The following is a 19,279-nucleotide window of genomic DNA, read 5'->3' as shown; positions in this document are numbered from 1 at the left end:
AAAATTTTTAAATGACCATTCATAAAGAAGGCTATAAGAGTATATTGATCAGCGCTATATTGTTTGCTGTTATTAACCTGGTATCTTTTAATCTCATTAGTGGCTACATGGCCTGGTTAACCTGGTTGATTTTTATAGCTACGCTGGTTTTGTTTTTATTCATTATTTCTTTCTTCCGAATTCCCCGCCGGCAGCTGACAGTAGGCAATGATCTAATTGTTTGTCCTGCCGATGGTAAAGTGGTTGTTATTGAAGAGGTATATGATGAGGAGTATTTTAAAGATAAAAGATTACAGGTTTCTGTGTTTATGAGCCCGGCCAACGTGCATGTGAACCGTAACCCGGTAACTGGTGAAGTGGTATATAACCATTATCATAAAGGAAAATTTCTGGTGGCCTGGCATCCTAAATCATCTACTGAAAATGAACGTCACACTGCGGTGATCCGTCATCCGAAAGGCGAGGTGCTGGTAAAACAAATTGCAGGCGCATTGGCCAAAAGAATTGTAAACTACCTGAGTGTTGGTCAGAAAGTGGAACAAACTGCCGAACTGGGTTTTATTAAATTCGGTAGCCGTGTAGATCTGTTGTTGCCGCTCGATACAAAGATCACGGTAAAGCTGAATGAAGTAGTTAAAGGTGGTGTAACCGTAATTGGTTCGTTGAAATAAAAAGTGTAGAGCAATATAGAAAGGTGAGCTGTTTTTTAAGCGGCTCACCTTTTTCTTTTAGAATATATTCTCCAGTTCTTTCAATGAGTAAACAGTATATGTTGGTTGTATAGTAGGGGCAATGTTCAGGTGGTTAACATATATCTGATCAATGCCGGCGTTAATGGCGCCCTTAATATCGGCATCGATATTATCGCCTATCATTATGCTTTCCGCAGGTAATGCTTTTGTTTTTTGAAAGGCATAATCAAAGATCTCCTTATTGGGCTTGGTATAACTACTACCCTCAGATGTGATCACTTCTTTAAAGTAGCTGTCGATACCCGCATATTTTAGCTTCATATGTTGTACCTGTTCAAAACCGTTAGTGATCAAATGCAGGCGGTATCCCTTATTGGTGAGGTAGGTTAAAATTTCAACAGTATGGGGAAATAAGGTTTTACGTGTAGGCAGCAGATCAAGAAAACGTTTTGCCATTTCATGGGCCAGCTTTTCATCCCCAATTTTAAAATCGAGCAGGGTAAGCACCATACGTTTCCAGCGCAGGTCATCTAATTTAATAAAGCCTTTTCTGAAGCGGTCCCACAATTTTTCGTTGTGTGCAAAATAGCTTTGGTGAAACATTTCAAAGCTGTGAACGCCCCTTGATTCCAGATTATAGGTATGAAATAAGTCGTTGAGTGTTTGGCGGCTATTGGTTTCAAAATCCCACAGTGTATGATCGAGGTCGAAAAAGATGTGCTGGTACTTCATTCCGCAAGTTACAAAAAACGCCTGTTACGCGGCGGTGCTCAAATGCTTTGTATACCAGTTAATAATGCTTTGCCCGCACTGGTTTTGTAATTAATTTAGCAATTATGAATGTTGTAATTACCGGCGCATCGAGAGGTTTGGGCAAGGCTATTGCCCACGTATTTGCACAGAATGGGCATAATCTTATTTTAACTTCCCGCAACGACGTGGCTTTGTACAATGCCATGCAGGAGTTTATGACCGCGTATCCCAATATATCGGTTAAAGCCAAGGCGTTTGATCTTTCAATAAAACAAGAAGCGCAGGCTTTTGGAAAATGGGTGCTTGATCTTCAGGTTTCCATTAATGTGCTGGTGAATAATGCGGGCTTGTTTGACCCTGGTAGTGTTTACAATGAACCTGATGGAAACCTGGAGCATATGATGGCGGTGAATTTGTTCAGCGCTTATCATGTTACCCGTGCGCTGATCAACCAAATGATAACACAGAAAAGTGGTCATATTTTTAACATGTGCTCCATTGCCTCGTTAAAGGCGTATTCCAATGGGGGCGCTTACAGTATAAGTAAATATGCGTTGGCTGGTTTTTCGACCAACCTGCGCGAAGAAATGAAACCCCATGGTATTAAAGTAACAGCTGTTTACCCCGGCGCAGCCTATACCGATTCGTGGGTTGGAAGTGGCGTTGACCCTAAACGTATTATGGAAGCCGAAGATATTTCCCGCATGGTTTATACTGCTGCTCAATTATCGCCCCAGGCCTGTGTTGAGGAAATTATTCTGAGACCCCAACTGGGCGATCTGTAATCAATTTGCAACAGGCCATTGCCGTTTATCGCTTTAACGCACCTTTAACGCTAACATATTTACCAGCCTAAACTGGCAAAATTTATATTTGTTACTGATGAAAGAATGCAAATAATTTAAATAGAAAAGCATCAGGAAAAATATACATATCATTTTTTTAGGGCTGTTCTTTTGCCTGTATACCGGGGTGTTAAGCGCGCAGGTAAAATTTTATACGCGGGTTAGCGAACCTTCTGTTTACACGCGGCAAACGTTCCAGGTGCAATATATTGTTGAAGGTGCCCGCAGTATCCGCCAGTTTACGATACCTCAATTTAAGGATTTTGAAGTGGTTGACGCTTTTGATTATCCATTGGACTTTGGCAATGGCGGCGGAAGCTATGCAAAAGTAGTAGTGCTGATAACTTCAAAAAAAGGGCGGTTTACCGTACCCGGCGCCACTGCTGTTCTCAATGGAAAATACATGCGTGCCAGTACGGCCAGTATTTCGGTAATGCCCGATGTGCAAGGGCTCTATAATATCGATCCTGATGATATTGATACCGAGGAAGAATCAGTATTACATCCCGGCGATGATATAACAGACAAAATAGCGAAGAATTTATTCCTGCGGGTTGAATCAAGTAAGAACACCTGTTATGTTGGTGAGCCTTTGATGGTAGTGTATAAAGCATATTCAAGATTAAATGCCGCTATGCAGGTTGCCAAAAGGCCTTCGCTGACTGGTTTTAGTGTTATGGAAATGGTAGATAACTATGGTGGAAAACCGGAAATTGAAAAGCTGAACGGGCGCCTGTATTATACCAACCTGGTAAGAAAAGTTCAGTTGTTTCCCTTACAGGAAGGAACATATACACTTGACCCCGCTGAAATAGAAAGCCTGATCCATTTTATAAAGACCGACAAGCCGGCTGGTAAAAAAGGGATGTTACCAGGACAAAGCAGTACGCCCATGTTCCCCACGGCTATCAATCATCGCACACTACTGCGTTCTCAACCATTGACCATTACGGTAAAGTCATTACCTGCAGCCAATCAGCCTGATGATTTTTCCGGTGCAGTTGGGCAGTTTAATGTGACAGTTAAAGTGCCAGCAACTCCAATACACAAGGGCGACCTGGTAAAAATACAGGTAATCATCAGCGGAAGTGGCAACCTGTCGTTGCTAACGCCGCCGCATGTAAAATGGCCAAAGGGTGTTGATACAGCAGAGCCTTCTGTAAAAGAAGACATCAATAAATATGTTTTCCCTTTAACTGGTTCAAAAACATTTGAATATTCGTTTGCGGCCCCTGATACGGGCGATTATAAAATTCCTGCCATTCATCTTTCTTATTACGACCCGGTAGATAAGAAGTATAAAAAGGCATCAAATGATTCCATCATCCTCCATGTATTACCGGGTGTTACAAAAAGTGATGCAGAAGCTGAGGCCATGAAAGCACAAAAAGCGCCTGGCATTCCTGCGCATTATTATTGGTTTGCCATTATAGTGTTGGCGATCATTGGCAGTATTGTATACCAGGTTATTTCATTGAAAAAGGGAAAAAAGAAAGAGATTGCTAAAGTACAGGCCGCTGCTCCTGTGCAGGTGAAGCCTTCGGCACAAGTAATGGCTACTCAGTTATTAACTAAGGCAAGACTGGCTATTCAATACCAACAGGCGCCCATTTTTTATCATGAAATAGAACAGGCCTTGTGGCAGGTAGTTGCCGATAACTGGAAGGTATTGCCTTCTAAAATGAACAGGCATCATATTACCCAATTGTTAGCCGAACAGCAGGTGCCTGCTTACATTATTCAAAGCTTTTCGGCCATACTCAATGAATGTGAATGGGCTTTATACACGCCGGGTCATTCTGTTAGTAATATGGAGGCAACGATAGAAAAAACTGAAGGTTTATTAAAAGAATTACTTGAGATAAAAGCTTAAGGGTTTGTTATCGATAATTACGTTCTCTTTTACTGCAGTTCCCTTCCTTACACTGTCGTCGCTCTTCTACTCGGTGTACTTATAGCCAACGCCGCGAACCGAATGAAAGTACCGGGGATTGCGACTGTCGTGTTCGAAATATTTGCGAAAGTTCAATATGAAATTGTCTATGGTACGTGTAGTTGGATAAACATTGTAGCCCCAAACCGTTTGCAGGATCTTTTCGCGCGGCACTACATCATTCTTATTTTCAAATAACAGCTTTAGCAACATTGCTTCTTTTTTACTAAGCTGAATGCGTTCTCCTTCTTTTGTTACCGCTTCCTGGGCATTAAAATCAATAGTATGGCCGCCAAACTGATAGGTATCGCCCACTGAATCCTTATCCTGCATTTTTTTATTCTTCTCAATCAGTTTCATAACCCGCAGCAATAGCTCTTCGAGGTTAAAGGGTTTGGTGAGGTAATCATCTGCCCCTTTTTTAAGTCCCAGTACCCGGTCGGAGCTTGTATTTTTTGCGCTGAGAATTAAAATGGGTACCTGGTTGTTTTGAACGCGGATGGTTTCGGTTATGCTAATGCCATCTACATCGGGCAGCATAACATCCAATATAATGAGGTCGAAGTATTCGCTTTGGATCTTTTGAAGGGCTTCGCTGCCGGTGAAGGAAGAGGTGATCTCATAGCCTTCCAGCTCAAGGTTCAATTTGAGTGCTTCGTGCAGGTTTTCTTCATCTTCAACAAGTAAAATAGATGGTTTATTGCTCATGGGCATGTTTTACGGTAAAACTTACCATAAAATTACTGCCTCTGGGTGTATTATCAGCCACCTTGATGTGCCCGTTGTGATCTTCTACAATCTTTTTACAAAGGTATAACCCTAAACCGGTGCCTTTGGCTGTACGGGTGGTTTCGTTACCTATGCGGTAGAACTTTTCAAAGATGCGTTTCTTTTCATCTTCGGGTATGCCGGGTCCCTCATCTATAACATGGAACTGAATGGTTTTTCCCTTTTGAAACAGTTTGAAGGAAATAAGGCCTTCTTTGGGGGCATATTTAATGGCGTTCTCAATAAGGTTGTTCACCAATATTTGTAACAGTAAAGGATCGCCGTTGATATCTATTTCAGGTTCTATTTCACATTGCCAGTGCCGCTCGGGGAAACGGTTCTTAAAATCGGTAATGGAGGTTTTTATCAGGTCCGAGAGGTCGAGTTCTTCTTTGGCTGTGCGGTAGCGGCCGCCTTCGAGTTGTGATGATACCAGAATATTGCTGGCCAGCGTATTCAGCCGGTTGGTTTCCTGCAGGGTTGCCTGCAACATCTTCTGCTTTTTTTCTTCAGAGAGGGAATACTTCAGTAGTGTTTCCAGATTCAGCTTGGCTATAGCGATAGGTGTTTTCAATTCATGTGTTATAGCCATCATGAAGTTTTCCTGCTGATGTTGTAAGCGTATTTGACGCCGTACAGCCTGATATACGAAAATGGATGCAATTAGAATTACTACGAGAAAAATAGCGCCTTCGCCAATGTTACGAAAGTCGTGCCGGCGTTTTTCATCGTTTATTTGAATGTATTTGGCCTGAAAAGAGGGGTCATCCATTTTCAGTTCGCTGATCTTATAGTTTGCCATCTGGTGATTTTGCCGTTGAAGGGCAATAAACCACCAAACCAGTGCTACTACTATGTAGCCCAGTAAAAGCCAATAGGTGATACTGGCAATCTGAAGCCGTTTTTTAGTAAATACATCCATTGTAAAACCTACATTACTTTTTCCAGGCGTATCCCAACGTTCATTACGTTAAGTAAAGGGTCTTCCCGCATAATATTCTCCAGTTTAAAGCGATAAGTGCCTGCGCTTAACCGTTCGGGAGAATGCGGCGGTGTAATGAGGATACGGTGTTCAAAGATGTCATCCATACCACTGCCCAGCCAGCCTTTGTTATCGGTTGCCAGTTGCAGGTTCAGCGGCTGATTTTGTACAACCCCGCCTGGTGATTCGGTATGAATGTTTAACCAGATGTTTTTATAGCGGTAGGCGTCTGTATGCCTGATAACAATGTAAATATTGAACCGGGCAGTTGTATCGGTAGGTGCTATGTTAAATGCAATCTCGGGCTTGTAGCTGCTTTTCCACACTTGTTTGGGAATGGTGGCATTCTTTTCAAAAACATCTATTGTACCACAGGAAGGTAAAGCCAGGTACGAAACAAAAAGCAGGATGAATGAAGTATAATGCAGGATACTTTTTTTCAAGCGAAATTTTTTACAAAGATAGGGATCAGGGTAAAAGAATCAAGACACAAGGCCCTGGGTTGCAAAACCGCTGATCCTTGTGTCTTGTGTAGCTTTATAATACGTTTAGAACCTGTTCTTTGGCTTTTTCCAGCTCATCCTTCATGAGTACCACACACTTCTGTATGGATGAATCGTAAGCTTTGGCGCCGGTTGTATTTATCTCGCGGCCAATTTCCTGTAATACAAACGACAGCTTCTTGCCTTTTCCTTCTTCTGGCTCGTTCAAAATGGTCTTAAAATATTCGCAATGCGTTTTTAACCTAACCTGTTCTTCGCTGAGGTCTATTTTTTCAATGTAGTATATAAGCTCCTGCTCGAGGCGGTTAGGATCGTAGTTTTCTTTACCCACATTTTCTTCCAACACCTTGGTTAACCCTTCCCTGATCTTTTGTTTGCGTAAAGGCTCAAGGGTAGCAATTATTTCCTGTTGTTTTTGAATGTTGCTTATACGTAACAACAGGTCAGCTTCCATTATTTTGCCTTCTTCGAGGCGGTGAGTGGTGAGGTTTTCCATGGCTGCTTCTATAACACTTTGAAACCTGGCCCATTCTTCGTCGGTTAAGGTTTCTCCGGTAGGTGTTATTACTTCAGGCAGCTTAATGATAGTGCTTAAGATATGTGAGGGATCGAGATTCAGTGACTTCGATAATTCAGCAATTGGTTGGTAATAGGCTTTTGCCAGATCGGTATTAATGCTTACCGGTTTGGCGGCACCGCTTTCTTTAAGGCTTATGGTACAATCAATGGTGCCTCTGCCCAGCTTTTTAGATAACAACGATCGTATATCAAATTCAAAAGGCTTTATAAAAGCCGGTATCTTCAACGATAGTTCAAATTGTTTTCCATTCAGTGATTTTATGTCAACCAGGAAGGTCTTATCTCCCACGGTTTGTTCACTTCTTCCAAAGCCGGTCATTGATTTCAACATAACGTACCTTTTTTTAGCAAGGTAATGAAATAAAGGCACAAGGCACAAGGTTCAGGGCACAAGACCTTAATTGGAGCTTGTACCTTGGGGCCTGAGGTTTGTGCCTTACCCGAATAATCGGGTATAGATGTCATTTTTATTCATTTCACGCATTTCACCAGGCAATAAACCATCTAAAGTGATGCTGCCAATTCGATGTCTGATCAAACGAAGGGTAGGGAAACCAGTTTGAGCTGTCATTTTTCGAACCTGCCGGTTCTTACCTTCTGTTAAGATCAATTTAACCCAGCTGGTAGGAATCTCTTTTCGAAATCGAACAGGTGGGTTTCGTTCAGGAACATCCGGTGTGTTGGCAAAACGCGTTGCTTTACATGGTTTGGTCCTGTATTTTGTACCGTTAATGGTTATTGAAACACCTCGTTGTAGTTCCTGAATTGCTTTTTCAGATATATCACCATCAACCTGTACCCAATATTCCCGTTCATGTGCAAAAGAAGGGTTCAACAAACGATGATTTAGTGAAGCATCATTGGTGAGAAGTAATAATCCTTCACTGTCATAATCTAACCGGCCAACAGGATACACATCAGAAGGCACATTAAAGAATGCTTTCAATGTTTGTTTTCCTTCTGAAGAAGTAAACTGTGATAGTACCTGATATGGTTTGTAGATGATAAAGTAGCGATGCATACAAAAGAAAATCTCCCGGTGAGCCGGGAGATTCATTATGTGGATGGGTTAGTAAGTACCGGGAAATAAATTTCCCTCCACAATATTAAAAATAATTTTTTCTATCTAAAAAAAATTTCTAATAAATTTTATTCACATTTTTTTTATGTAATGGGGAAAAGCGAAGCCTTAATTCATCGTTAAGTGCAATGTTGAACATGTTTTCATCTTCATTTCATCATTCAAACAGGTTTGTTATGTTTTATATCATCAGTTGAAACATGCACTGGCAGCGAGTTGTATGCAATGCTGTATGATGCATTGTAACATGTTGTGTTAATCAGTGCAAGTTAAGTGAACAATATACCTGTGCATGCATCACAGTAAGAAAATCCATTGAATGAGCTGGTAACGTTCATTTATTTTTTGGCAAAAAGTTCATTGAAAAGGTTAAATGATGCCTTTAATGGCATCTTTTGAAGACATAAGAGGTTAGTGAAGCTGTTATCATCATCACTTTTAAGTAATAACGGGTTGTTATCATAGAAAAATCACGATGCTTATCGATAAACATGGAGGTAATATATCAGAAAACATGAAACTGAACTCAATAATTACCTAATCTGTGTGATCATCGTGCGTTACTTTTGCGAAAACTCAACGGATATGAAATTTCCCGCTCCCGTTTCGATAAAATGGATTGCCAATTTGATAGGTGCTGAGCTTACTGGTAATACAGAAGGAATAGCCACCGGCATAAATGAGATACATAAAGTTGAACCTGGCGACCTCGTCTTTGTCGATCATCCCAAATATTACGACAAATGCCTGCAATCTGAAGCTACCTTCATTATCATAAATCAAAAAACTGATTGTCCTGAAGGAAAAGCATTGCTTATTGTTGATAAACCATTTGAAGCATACCAAACAATTGTAAAACACTTCCGTCCATTTCGCCCCGCCAACAAGCCAATTAGCGATACCGCAACTATAGGCGAAGGAACTTATATAGCGCCTAACGTTTATATAGGGCACGAGGTAACCATTGGCAAGAATTGTTTTATTGCGCCCAATGTTTCAATACTCGATTACTGTGTAATTGGGGATAATGTGATCATACAGGCCGGTACAGTAATCGGTTCCGATGCTTTTTATTACAATACCAAAAAGGATAGGGAAGTGTGGTACAAGAAAATGGAAAGTTGCGGCCGGGTTGTTATCGAAAACGATGTTGAAATTGGTGCCGGTTGTACCATCGATCGCGGCGTTTCGCACGATACCCGCATTGGCCGCGGTAGCAAACTCGATAATATGGTGCATATTGGTCACGATACCGTATTGGGTGCAAACTGTTTGCTGGCTGCGCAGGTAGGTATTGCAGGCGCTACAACCCTTGGTAACGGTGTTATATTATGGGGGCAGGTAGGTGTTTCAAAAACGCTCACCATTCACGATAACGTTGTTGTACTGGCGCAAAGTGGTGTGGGTGGTACACTGGAAGCCGGTAAAGTTTATTTTGGATCACCGGCTGAGGATGCTTCTATTAAAAAGAGAGAACTGGTGTGGATCAAAAGGATACCTGAGATCTGGGAACGCATTAAGTCTCTTAAATAGTAGATTTTCGAAAATAGCAATGCGAAATAAGATGTACGAGGTAAGAAGTAAGAATGGAAAATCGATCATTTCATACTTCTTACTTCCTACTTCAGCATTCAGTACTACTTGAACTTCGATAAAAACTCATCCTTCTTTCGCATAGAAACTTCAATGGTGGTGCCATCTTCCATTTCAATTGTGCCACCTCTTCCCCGGTTGTATTTTTTTATAAAGTAGTGGTTGATAATGTACGATTGATGTACCCGTGAAAAGGTTTCGAATGGTAAAATATCTTCAAATTCCTTTAATGTTCGCGACACCATTATTTTTTGCTGGTCCTGCATATAAACAAACGTATAGCTGCCTCTTGCTTCAAGCCAAACCAGTTCATTGATGTTTACAAAAACCAACCCATCGAGGGTAGGGAGCGCTACTTTTTGCAAAACAGGTTTGCTTACCGACAGATTGAACAACAATGTGTCGATCTTACTGGTAATATTTTTTGTTTTAATACGTTCGGCCGCTTTTTGCACTGCGTTTTGCAGTTCTTTTATATTAACCGGTTTTAATAAATAATCAAGGGCGGAATATTTAATGGCATTGATGGCATAATTATCGAAGGCCGTAACAAATATGATCTCGAAATTAACGGGCGAAAGGTTGTTGAGCAGTTCAAAAGCATTGCCAAATGGCATTTCAATATCAAGAAACACCAGGTCGGGCTGGGTGTTTAAAATAAGGGTCTGGCCTGTGCGTATGTTTTCAGCATCACCTACCAGCTCTATCAATGGGCAATACTTTACTAAAAGCTGTTTTAGCGTTTCTGTGTTGTTAGGCTCGTCGTCAATAATTATAGTGCGTATCATTTTTTCACAGGTTTTAAATTAATGGTATAGGGAAAACGTATAATAACTCTTGTACCGAGTGCCTGTTGATATTCATTGGACAAATCGTTTATTTCAATGGTTATGGGATCTATTAATTGACGGTTTAAAATATTTATTCTTTCGGCGGTCAGCGACATTCCTTTCGATTGGTATTCAACCCGCACCTGCGATCTATACTCTTTAGCTTTTTTTCTACCGATGCCATTATCCTGAATAATGCATATAAAACCCTCCTCCGTTTTTTGAAATTTTATATCAATGCGGCCGCCGCCGTTCTCTCTATATCGAATGCCATGGCGAATGCTATTCTCTATATATGGCTGTAAAATCATAGTTGGAATACTAACCATATCGCTATCAATTTCATCATCAACATCAACGCTATATTCAAAGGAATGGCCAAAGCGCATCATCTCCAGCTCCAGGTATCTTTTCAGGTACTTTATTTCGTTAGTAATAGATATCGTGCTCTTTTCGCTATTATCGAGCGTTTGCCTTATAAGATGGGCAAACTCTGAGAGGTACCAGTTTGTAGCTTCGAGGTCGTTTGTTATTATGAAATTTTGTATACTATTAAGGCAGTTGAATATAAAGTGCGGGTTCATTTGAGCCCGTAAGGCCATTTGTTCCAACTCATTCAGCTTTTGCTGTACCGATGCCCGTTCCTGTTCTTCTTTTCGTAGTATACTAAAGCGCCAGGCAACCAGTATCCAGGTTATAAGTATGGCTATTGCAATAATAAGCACCTGAAAAGGCAAAGTTTGCCAAAACGGGGCTTCAACCATAAAGAAGATCTTTACCGGGTTGCTGATAATGCCCTTTTTATTTACGGCTATTATTTCGAACTCATAATTGCCGGTTGGTATAGATGGATATTCCAGCATGTTTTGCCCGGTTGAATCCCATTCGTCGCTCAACCCCTTTAATCGGTAACGATAGGAGATGTTACCGCCCGATTTGAATGAGATGCCGGCATAGGAAATCTTTAAGCTGTTTTCCTTATAGTGAAACTGATAGCTTTCCTGTAAGGGTTGCGGTTTATTACCTACCGAAATATCGAGTATTCGCAAATTACATTTGGAATAATTGGTCACTTTGGCTTCGTCAAAAAAGGTAAGACCGGAAGGAGTGCCTACGTAAATGATATTGCCATCAACATATAAGGCATTGATGATGTTGGAAGGTAATCCGTCTGATGTGCTATAAGTGGTGACCGGGTATGGGGTTTGACTGATATTTATTTTATTCAACCCTTTATCGGTACCCACCCATAAGTGATTGTTATTTACAAACAGGGTTCTGCAGATATCGCTTGAAAGGCCTTTGTGGGTTGTTATGTGATCGATGACCTTGCCGCTGTTCATACAAATGATGCCCGCGCCATAGGTAGCTATCCAAAGAAGGCCGTTGGGCGAACGACAGAAATAGCTGATGCGTTGACGTAATGGCGGAAAAGAATCGCCCATAAAGCGGGTTCGTTTGTTTTTCGATACAATATACAAGCCGTTAACGGTGCCAATGTAATATTCATTATCATATTCACATACACTGGTGGTCCTATGAGGCCAGATAGTATCTTTTACTGCTAAACTTTGTGCATCTGCCAATATGGTCCTTCGGGCCATGCCAACCAGAAGCTGGCCATTCTTTAACTCATCTATTGATTTTACTGCATAGATCCAGGGATTGAATATCTTCCCGGCAGGTGTTCTTTTTATAAGCAGGCCATCTGAGCCCATTGCTAATGAGCCATCCTGTATTTTTTTTAAGCTGATCACCCTGTTTGTAGAGTTATAGTTGAGCGATTTCTCAAACTCTTTATTGCAGTTTAGGGTGTCTAATATCCTGCCGTTCCAAACATATACCCGCCCAAAGCCGGTACCGGCATAAATTTTATCATTTATTTTCTCGAGGGAGAAGATCTCGGAGGTAATGTTCTTTGCAAAATAAAAGGTTTTGAACTCCCTGGATGCCAGTTTGTATACGCCTTCGCCAAGGGTGGCAAACCAAATGTTCTTTTCTTTGTCTACCAGCGCATGGCTTATTTGTTTTCCCTTAAGGAACTGATCTTCATAACGGTCGAAAGTAGTGGTATCAACCATCCACGAACCATACCAGGTATTTGTGAATAATACTCTGTTGATGTCGGGGGTAAAATCTTCAGCAGTGATTTTTAATTTGTCTCTTATACTACGAAGGCCGGGAAAATTGTGAAGTTTTCCGCCAACGGTACTGCAGGTAACATGGGTCATGCTATTTATGGATACTATAAAACATGAATCCCCATAGTTTAACTGAAATCCCCTGCCAAGGGGACTTGGCCGGATGAAAAAATGATTTCCGTCAAATTGATTCCGGGATACTTTTGTTACGGTATCGGGGCCAATAATATGCAGTTCATTATCTGATTGGAAGCCTATGTAATGATCAGCGCTTTCGAAAATGGTGCTTATAATCGTGGAAACCTTTATTTTTTTTAGTAGTGGGTCGTTTTCCTGGTTATATATTTTCCCATTATAATAATAACAGATAGTATTCTTAAACGGAGCCATCCATATTCTTCCCTTTGAATCAGCAAAAAGTTTTAATATTTCGGTTTCCGGTAGTCCATCGGTGGTAGTAAAGTTTTTGAAATGGGCGCCATCGAACCGGCTGATGCCGGCCTCGGTAGCAAACCAAATAAACCCGTCTTTATCCTGGCACAGATCATATACTGTTGAGCCTGCCAAACCATCTTTTACATCGTAGTGAATATAGTTATACTCCTGGGCATGAGTTGTACTAACAGTTAGTAAACCGGTTACAATTAACAGTGAGCCGATAAAGCGGTTAAAGATCACAGCGGGTTTATCTGCTATGATGGCAAGGATCCCCATAAGCTAATGGTTAATTCCTGTGACCGGTGATTATTTTACCGGTTATTGGAATTACGTTCCAAGGTATAAAAAAAGGATTGAGCCGGATATTTTAAAATGCAAAGATTTTATTAATACGCGTTAGTTTATAAACAAAAAACCGGCAGAAACGTTGTCTCTGCCGGTCACATATTATGAAGATATCAACTATCGATACTCGTAATCGTATGGCAATTGTTCAGCAAGCTTTTTCCAGGCCCAATAACCGGTATTTATTACGTCGTATTGCTCGTAGAAATAGCCGTTCTTTTCTATTACAAAACCGCCATCAGCAACTTCAAGTACGGTGATCTGGAAGCGGGTAGTGGCCGGTAACTTATATTCATCGAGGAATTGTTTATCTGGTTTAACATTTCCATAGCTAACACGGTAACGGCCATTCCAGTTTACCTCTACCAGGCCACTGTCTAACAAATAGTCCTGCTCGTTATACAGGTCTTTGATAAATGTACCTTTTACGCTTTGTGAATCTTCGGCCAGCTTTTCGATAATAAATCCTTGCTGGGTTAAGCTGCTATCGTAAAACGAGCGCATAAAATGCAGGCGGGAGCCCAGGTAAGAATGCGCGCGGTTCTTTTTCCATTGCGCTTTTACTTCTTCGGTACTATCCATTTCCTGAAAAAGCGGTGAGCCTGTATATTGGGTGATATTGCTGCCGTAATCGTAACTGAAAGAATCAAGCTGGTACCTTATTTTATAACCTAATGCATAGTTCACAATAATGAGGTCTTCGCGTGCGGTGATCTTTAGCCGGTTCCTTTTTTTAGAATAGAAAAATTTTAGCGCTTCCGGGTTTTGAATAGCCACCTGGTTTGAGTAGCCGGTATTGCCAATAAAGTTCTGTGAAAAGAACTTTCCGTATTTATTCAGGCCATCGGGGTCTTCTGTGCTGGCTACTACGGCTACCTCCGACAGTGATTTGTCTTCTTTGGCCAGTTCAATAACCATGGTATCGGTTTTTGCCTGGCTATTACTAATACGCATCAGTTTCTTTTCATAACCGGTATAGGTTACCACCATATCGTAACCGCCGTTAGGTAAACGCATAAAGAACATTCCTTCGCTATTGGTAATAGTTCCCTGGGTGGTGTTTTGGCAATATGCCGATGCGTTGGATAATGGTAGTTTGGTTTCGGCATCGAGTACTTTTCCCAAAACCGTGAACGTTTTTTCCTGTGCCTTAAGTGTAGAACATAAGGTAACGGATAACAACAGGATCATTAAATTTTTCATCTTGAATATTTATTTTTCAAAAGATGGATAAGATGTATTACCGAAATAACGAAAACCGGATTGTATTAATATGAATTAATTCAATTATACAACCGGTTTGGGTCCTTTAAAACGTTTTGTTCGTCGTGAAAGTATTGGCTTGCTGGTTTTCAACCACCATTTCCCGGTTAAATTTCTTTAACATATTATCTGCCAACGCATATATAACAAGTTTTTTGCCAGTTATAGCGGCTGCAAATTGGCCAGGTATAGTTCACAATTTTTTTGAATGGCTTTTTCGAGGGGAGTAAATGAGAAACCTGGCAGCGCTTTTAGAATTTTACTATTGTCGAAGTAGGTTACGCTTTGGGCTACCCGGGCGCTTTGGCGGGTAAGTAATGGTTTTTTGCCCGACATCATCGACTTCAGTTTTTCCATACGCCAGGCAATTTTACCAATAAAGGGCGAAGCTTCTTTGTGTGGGTGCTTTTTACCAAAACCGTCGGCAATGGTATTGAATAACTGTTGAAACGACCAGTTGTCACCGTTAACAATAAACCGTTCGTGCGACTGGTTGCTTTCCATTAATAACACGGCGGCTTTTGCCACATCGGTTACTGCAACAAACCCGTTAATGCCTTTTGTGTACCAGGGAAATTCTTTGTAAACGCTTTTGAAGATAGCGCAGCTCGACATGTTCCAATCGCCATAACCCAAAACGGTGCTTGGGTTTACGATCACCATATCTAAACCCTCTGCGGCGCCACGCCATACATGCAGTTCTGCGTGGTATTTGCTAATGGCGTAGGTGGTATGCATTTTACCGGCTTGCCATTTCTTTTCCTCATTAACTGTTTCGCCGGTAACCGTGCGGCCGATGGCGGCAACCGAACTTATGTGTACAAAGCGTTTGACGTTACTCTCAAGCGCCATATTCACTATATTGGCAGTACCATCAATATTGATCTTGTAAAGAGAGCTTTTGTCGTTATCGTTAAAGGAAACTTTAGCGGCGGCATGAATTACTGCATCTACACCATCCATAGCTTCTTGCAGGGAAACTACATCCAAAACATCGCCGGGCACCCATTCAACTTTTTCATTGATGTGAGCCGGAATAAAGAAGGGGGCATTGTTACTGTGCCGGATTGCCCGTACAGCATAGCCTTTTTCCACCAGTTCTTTTATGATGTAAGCGCCTATAAAGCCCGAACCGCCTGTGACGAGTATTTTGGTGTACAAGTGCAATAATTAACAGGGCACGAAGATAACCTTTCTAACACAAAACCTGTAAGTATAAACTCATAATGCATGTACCAAAAATAATTTATGTGCCCGAACAATGGAATTACCGACTTGTTCAGTACTCATAATAACCTTTTCCGGTCTTTCGGCCCAGATGGCCATTTTCTACTTTCTCTTTTTGAATGGGAGATGGTTGCAGTCTTTCTGGTTTCCCTAATGCTTCATAAACCTGGCAGCTTACTGCATAATTAATATCGTTGCCAATGAGGTCCATCAGGCGAAAGGGACCCATTTTAAAGCCGGTTGCCTCAAGTAGTGTATCGATGGTTTGAAAATCGGTTACTCCCTGTTCTGCCAGTTTTAATGCTTCCAAATAATAAGGGCGGGCCACATGGTTTACAATAAAACCTGGCGAATCTTCACAAAGCACCGGTGTTTTATCCATTTGCCGGGCTGTTTGTACTATTGCGTCAATAGTTTGTTCATTGCTGAAAGGGGTTTTCACTACTTCAACCAGCTTCATAATTGTAGCCGGGTTAAAAAAGTGCATACCTGCCACCCGCTCGGGGTGTTTAACCTTTTTTGCAATTTCTGTAACCGATAAAGAGGAGGTGTTGGTGGCAAGAACTGTTTCGCTGTGATTTACTTCGGCCAGCTGGTTGAACAACGCCACTTTTACTTCGGGTTTTTCAACAATGGCTTCAATGATCAGATCGGCCAAACAGTCGTTAATATCTGAAACAAACTGAATGCGGCTCAGGATGTCGGCGCTGGTTTCGGCAGTGATCTTATTTTTCTGCACCAATGACTGCAAATTGCTTTGCATACCTGCTTTGGCTTTTGCAAGCATCCCGGTATTCACATCGTATAAAATAACATGAAATTGGTGCTGCGAGGCTGCCTGGGCAATGCTGCTGCCCATTGTGCCTGCACCGCAAACGCAAATAGTTTGTACCATAGTAATCAATTGGCAATTGGCAATAAGCAATAGGCAATGCTTAAAAGGAATTTTTGCAAATTGCCTATTGCTTATTGTCTATTGATTTAAGTAGCACTGGTAAATTGCCGCAGGAACCTCACGTCGTTTTCGCTGAATAAACGAATATCGTTGATGCCGTATTTGAGCAGGGCGGGTCTTTCGATACCCATACCAAACGCAAAGCCGGTGTATTTTTCGGGGTCAATACCACAATTTTCAAGCACTTTCGGGTGAACCATACCGCAACCTAAGATCTCTAACCAGCCGGTGCGTTTACAAACGGCGCAACCTTCGCCATGGCACAGCTGGCAGCTGATATCCATTTCGGCGCTGGGCTCGGTGAATGGGAAATACGAGGGGCGGAACCGCACCTTCACATCTTTGCCATACATTTCCTGCACAAAGAAGTACAGGGTTTGTTTCAGGTCGGCAAAAGAAACATTCTCATCAATATATAATCCTTCAATCTGGTGAAAGAAGCAATGGCTGCGGGCACTGATGGTTTCGTTGCGGTATACACGACCGGGACATACAATACGAATAGGCAGCTGGCCTTTTTCCATATGCCGTATTTGGGTGTTGCTGGTGTGGGTACGCAGCAACCAGTCGGGATTTTGCTGAATGTAAAACGTGTCCTGCATATCGCGGGCCGGGTGGTGCTCAGGCAGGTTCAATGCAGTAAAGTTGTGCCAGTCGTCTTCAATTTCAGGTCCTTCGGCCACAGAAAAGCCAAGTCGGTTGAAAATGCTGATAACATGGTTCAGGAACTGATTGATGGGGTGACGCGTACCCAGGGGTAATGCATCGCCGGGAAGGGTTACATCAATAGCAGCCGCAACAGTAGTGTCTGAGCCTTCCAGTTGCTGTTTCCAGGTATCGTATTTGGCTTCGGCCAGAAGCTTGAATTCGTTCAATATCAATCCGAATTCTTTCTTTTTATCGGCCGGAACATTCCTCATTTCGGTAAAAAGGTTCTTTACAATACCTTTTGTACCCAGGAACTTAATACGATAGGCTTCCAGTGAATCAGCGCCGTTGGATGGCTGGTTCTCAATTTCCTGCTTATACGCTGCAATTTGTTGTAACAGTTCGTCCATGCGGCAAAGATAAGGATAAGTTGAAAAGTTGAAAGGTTGACAAGTGAACAAGGTTAGGGGAGAAAAAATTAGTCGGCGGGCTCGAAATTGAGGGCCTTGTCAACTCGTTAACTTGTCAACTTGTTAACTATATTGCACCCGTATGTCAGACAGCTTATATATAGGGGATTTTTTGCAGCCGATAAACCGGTACATGTATTCGGAAGATGAAGGGTACAAAGATGGTCAAATTGGCAAAAGAATAGTAGTGTATGAAGATGAGGAGTTGCCCGATATTACATCTGCCGATATCATTTTGGTGGGTTGTAATGAAAACCGGGGCAGCGGACCAATGCCCGGTGGCATGTCGGGCCCCGATGCCATTCGCCGCCAGTTCTATTCGCTCTATCAATGGCATTCCGATGTTAACCTGGTTGATATGGGCAACATCATTATGGGAGCCAGCCTGAAAGATACGTATGCCGCATTGAAAACCGTTCTGGCCGAATTGACCAACGCCGGCAAAACGGTTGTGGTACTGGGCGGTTCGCACGATCTTACCCTGGCGCAATATCATTGCTATACCAGCCGAAACTATATTATTGAAGCAACCTGCGTTGATTCTTTGATCGACCTGAGCATGGAATCGCGCAACCGGTCCGAGAATTTCTTAATGGAAATGCTTACCGGCGAGCCCAATTTCATAAAACACTATAACCACATTGCGTTTCAGAGTTATTATGTGCATCCGCATATGCTTGAAACGATGGATAAATTGCGTTTTGATTGTTTTCGCGTAGGACATGTGAAGGATGCCATTGAGGAAATGGAACCGGTGATCCGCAATTCGCAAATGTTCAGTTTTGATATTGCGGCCATTGCCAATGCATTTGCGCCGGCCAATAAAATTACGCCAAACGGACTTACCGGCGAGGAAGCCTGTGTGCTGATGCAGTATGCCGGCTTAAGCCCCACTATCAATACAATTGGCATTTACGGTTATGTGCCCAGTCGCGATAAGGACGATCTTACTGCCAAACAGATCAGCCATATGTTATGGTACATGGTTGATGGCTATAACCGCAGTTTGCGCGAAGCGAAACTGGAAGAAAGAGATTCGTTCAATGAATTCCATATAGCATTTGGCGAAATTGAAGCGGTGTTTCTGCAAAGCAAAAAAACAGGCCGCTGGTGGATGCAGCTGCCCGATAAAAAATACATTGCCTGCTCATACAAAGATTATCTGCTGGCCAGCAGTAATGAAATCCCCGAAAGATGGTTCCGCGCCCAGGAGCGCGATTAATGAGAGAAATA

At 41.9% G+C, this 19,279-nt stretch carries 17 protein-coding genes; 5 read left to right on the top strand and 12 right to left on the bottom strand.

Annotated features, from left to right (window positions below; translation table 11 throughout):
- The first annotated feature begins 11 nt into the window (after positions 1–11).
- On the top strand, positions 12–671 hold the full coding sequence (locus GGD38_RS35075) for a phosphatidylserine decarboxylase family protein (RefSeq protein ID WP_375297780.1): 660 nt from the start codon (positions 12–14) through the stop codon (positions 669–671).
- Between the two features lie 57 nt (positions 672–728).
- Here GGD38_RS35075 and GGD38_RS35070 read toward each other — a convergent pair whose 3' ends face one another.
- Positions 729–1,424, bottom strand: coding sequence for a YjjG family noncanonical pyrimidine nucleotidase (locus GGD38_RS35070; protein ID WP_375297781.1), 696 nt, complete (start codon positions 1,422–1,424; stop codon positions 729–731).
- Between the two features lie 104 nt (positions 1,425–1,528).
- On the opposite strand from GGD38_RS35070, the gene GGD38_RS35065 reads away from it, so the two are divergent.
- Complete coding sequence (locus GGD38_RS35065) at positions 1,529–2,230, top strand: SDR family oxidoreductase (protein WP_375297782.1); 702 nt, start codon at positions 1,529–1,531, stop codon at positions 2,228–2,230.
- A 187-nt stretch (positions 2,231–2,417) separates the two neighbouring features.
- Positions 2,418–4,163, top strand: a complete 1,746-nt coding sequence (locus tag GGD38_RS35060) for a BatD family protein (RefSeq protein WP_375297783.1) — start codon at positions 2,418–2,420, stop codon at positions 4,161–4,163.
- A 66-nt stretch (positions 4,164–4,229) separates the two neighbouring features.
- Here the strand turns inward: GGD38_RS35060 and GGD38_RS35055 are convergent, their stop codons facing one another.
- From GGD38_RS35055 to GGD38_RS35035, 5 genes are all read right to left on the bottom strand, one after another.
- Positions 4,230–4,931 carry a response regulator transcription factor gene (locus GGD38_RS35055; RefSeq protein ID WP_375303954.1) on the bottom strand — a complete coding sequence of 234 codons (702 nt, stop codon included), beginning with the start codon at positions 4,929–4,931 and terminating at the stop codon, positions 4,230–4,232.
- A complete protein-coding gene (locus GGD38_RS35050) occupies positions 4,921–5,913 on the bottom strand; it encodes a sensor histidine kinase (RefSeq protein WP_375297786.1) in 993 nt (330 codons plus the stop codon). The genes GGD38_RS35055 and GGD38_RS35050 overlap by 11 nt, the downstream gene beginning before the upstream one ends.
- 8 nt (positions 5,914–5,921) lie before the next feature.
- Positions 5,922–6,416: a gliding motility lipoprotein GldH gene (locus tag GGD38_RS35045; RefSeq protein WP_375297787.1), complete on the bottom strand. Its 495-nt coding sequence runs from the start codon at positions 6,414–6,416 to the stop codon at positions 5,922–5,924.
- Between the two features lie 94 nt (positions 6,417–6,510).
- Positions 6,511–7,386, bottom strand: a complete 876-nt coding sequence (locus tag GGD38_RS35040) for a YicC/YloC family endoribonuclease (protein ID WP_375297788.1) — start codon at positions 7,384–7,386, stop codon at positions 6,511–6,513.
- Between the two features lie 105 nt (positions 7,387–7,491).
- A complete protein-coding gene (locus GGD38_RS35035; protein ID WP_375297789.1) occupies positions 7,492–8,076 on the bottom strand; it encodes a pseudouridine synthase in 585 nt (194 codons plus the stop codon).
- A gap of 645 nt (positions 8,077–8,721) precedes the next feature.
- On the opposite strand from GGD38_RS35035, the gene GGD38_RS35030 reads away from it, so the two are divergent.
- Positions 8,722–9,669, top strand: coding sequence for a UDP-3-O-(3-hydroxymyristoyl)glucosamine N-acyltransferase (locus GGD38_RS35030; protein ID WP_375297790.1), 948 nt, complete (start codon positions 8,722–8,724; stop codon positions 9,667–9,669).
- Positions 9,670–9,773: 104 nt separating this feature from the next.
- Here the strand turns inward: GGD38_RS35030 and GGD38_RS35025 are convergent, their stop codons facing one another.
- From GGD38_RS35025 to GGD38_RS35000, 6 genes are all read right to left on the bottom strand, one after another.
- Complete coding sequence (locus GGD38_RS35025; RefSeq protein WP_375297791.1) at positions 9,774–10,517, bottom strand: LytR/AlgR family response regulator transcription factor; 744 nt, start codon at positions 10,515–10,517, stop codon at positions 9,774–9,776.
- Entirely contained in the window at positions 10,514–13,414 is a 2,901-nt protein-coding gene (locus GGD38_RS35020; RefSeq protein WP_375297792.1) for a two-component regulator propeller domain-containing protein, read from the bottom strand. Before GGD38_RS35020 ends, GGD38_RS35025 begins: the two co-directional genes overlap by 4 nt.
- A gap of 186 nt (positions 13,415–13,600) precedes the next feature.
- Positions 13,601–14,686: a carboxypeptidase-like regulatory domain-containing protein gene (locus tag GGD38_RS35015; protein ID WP_375297793.1), complete on the bottom strand. Its 1,086-nt coding sequence runs from the start codon at positions 14,684–14,686 to the stop codon at positions 13,601–13,603.
- A gap of 222 nt (positions 14,687–14,908) precedes the next feature.
- The gene (locus tag GGD38_RS35010; protein WP_375297794.1) at positions 14,909–15,907 is read right to left on the bottom strand and encodes an SDR family NAD(P)-dependent oxidoreductase; all 999 of its coding nucleotides are present in this window, start codon (positions 15,905–15,907) and stop codon (positions 14,909–14,911) included.
- Between the two features lie 118 nt (positions 15,908–16,025).
- Positions 16,026–16,868 (bottom strand): 3-hydroxyacyl-CoA dehydrogenase family protein, encoded by an 843-nt coding sequence (locus GGD38_RS35005; protein WP_375297795.1) that lies wholly within the window; start codon positions 16,866–16,868, stop codon positions 16,026–16,028.
- Positions 16,869–16,954: 86 nt separating this feature from the next.
- Positions 16,955–17,986, bottom strand: coding sequence for a phenylalanine--tRNA ligase subunit alpha (locus GGD38_RS35000; RefSeq protein WP_375297796.1), 1,032 nt, complete (start codon positions 17,984–17,986; stop codon positions 16,955–16,957).
- Between the two features lie 142 nt (positions 17,987–18,128).
- Between GGD38_RS35000 and GGD38_RS34995 the strand changes: the two genes are divergently transcribed.
- Positions 18,129–19,268 carry an arginase family protein gene (locus GGD38_RS34995; RefSeq protein ID WP_375297797.1) on the top strand — a complete coding sequence of 380 codons (1,140 nt, stop codon included), beginning with the start codon at positions 18,129–18,131 and terminating at the stop codon, positions 19,266–19,268.
- Positions 19,269–19,279 lie beyond the last annotated feature (11 nt).

Source organism: Niastella sp. OAS944, assembly GCA_024809215.1.
GTDB lineage: Bacteria > Bacteroidota > Bacteroidia > Chitinophagales > Chitinophagaceae > Niastella.
Note: the sequence above shows the minus strand (reverse complement) of the source record. Positions and strands in the feature narration are given on the sequence as shown.